The 1343-nt window shown below is 67.7% G+C and carries 1 protein-coding gene; it reads right to left on the reverse strand.

All coding sequences use genetic code 11. The annotated features are described in order from the left end of the window. Positions 1–1343, reverse strand: a 1343-nt coding sequence (locus SM191_RS19445; RefSeq protein WP_341507645.1) for a YDG domain-containing protein, incomplete at both ends; no start/stop codon positions are given.

Genomic DNA, 1343 nt, shown 5'->3' on the forward strand with positions numbered 1-1343 from the left:
CCGCACCGACGTTACGATCGACGAAGGTGAACAGCCCGCTGCCCCCCACCGTCACGTCATCGCTGCCCAGCACACCGGTCAGCCCGGTGATCCGCCCGATCGCCGCGATCGTGCCGTCATAAGTCTTGTCGTCGACCACCGCCGCGGCCCGCAGCGTCCGTGCGGTGATCGTCCCGCTGACCGGATTGTCGATGCTGACCGCATAGTTGCCGCCGCCATTGCCGTCGGCAATGCTCCACGTCGCGACCTGGAGGCCGCGCGTCCCGACGTCCTTGCCGTCGAACGCCTGCGTCGCGATCACGGCGTCGCCCGTGACCAGCCCGCTGGCCCGCACCTGCCCGCTCGACGCAAGCGTGCCGTCATAGACCTTGCTGTCCCCGACAGCGGTCAGCACCAGCGCCTTGCGCGTCACCGTCCCGGTGCCCGAGGCCACGTCGGCCAGCACGTAATTGGCCGCATCCGCCCCGCCCAGCGTCGCACCCGTCACCGTCACCACCTTGCCGGTGCCCGCATTGCGGTCGGCAAAGGCCAGCGTCCCGCCGGATAGCGTCACCTGGTCGCTGCCGACCAGATTGAACAGCCCGCCGAACGTACCGGTCGCCGCCGTGGTGCCGTCGTATTCCTTGTCATTGACGGTCACGGCTGTGGTCAGCACGCGCTGGGTGATCGCGCCATTGGCGGTGTCGCCGATCGTCACGGCGTAGTTGTTGCCGCCATTACCGTCCGACACCGTCCAGCTACCGTCGACCACGTGGAGGATACGGGCCCCCGCATTCTTGCTGTCGAACAGCTGCGACGCCGTCACGCTGTCACCCGCCACCAGGCCGACCGCGCGGATCGCCCCGTTCGATACGAGCGTGCCGTCATAGGCACGCGTGTCCGTGCCCGCATTCAGGACCAAGGCGGCGCGACTGATGCTGGCCGTGGTGTCCGCCACGGTGTCCAGCACATAGTTGGCGGCGTCCCCACCGCTCAGCGTCGTGCCGCTCACCGACACGGTCTTGGCGATACCGACATTGCGATCGGCGAAGACCATGTCGCCACCGGTCGCTGCCACGGTGTCGCCAGCGACGACATTGCCAAGCGCCGTGTAGCGCCCGGTAGCGCGCGTCGTCCCGTCATAGACCTTGCCATCGGCGATCGCATTGGTGGTGACCAGGCGGCGCGCGATGGTCCCAATGCCATCGACCAGATGAACGACGTAGTTGCCACCGTCATTGCCGTCGTTGATCACCTGATCGACCACCTTCAGCAGGCGATTGCCCGCATTGCGGCTGTCGAACACCTGGGTGGCGCTGGCGGTGTCGCCGGTCACCAGCCCGGTGATCCTGACCGTCCCCGAC

The organism is Sphingomonas sp. 2378 (genome assembly GCF_038084995.1).
In the GTDB taxonomy this organism is placed as follows: Bacteria; Pseudomonadota; Alphaproteobacteria; order Sphingomonadales; family Sphingomonadaceae; genus Sphingomonas.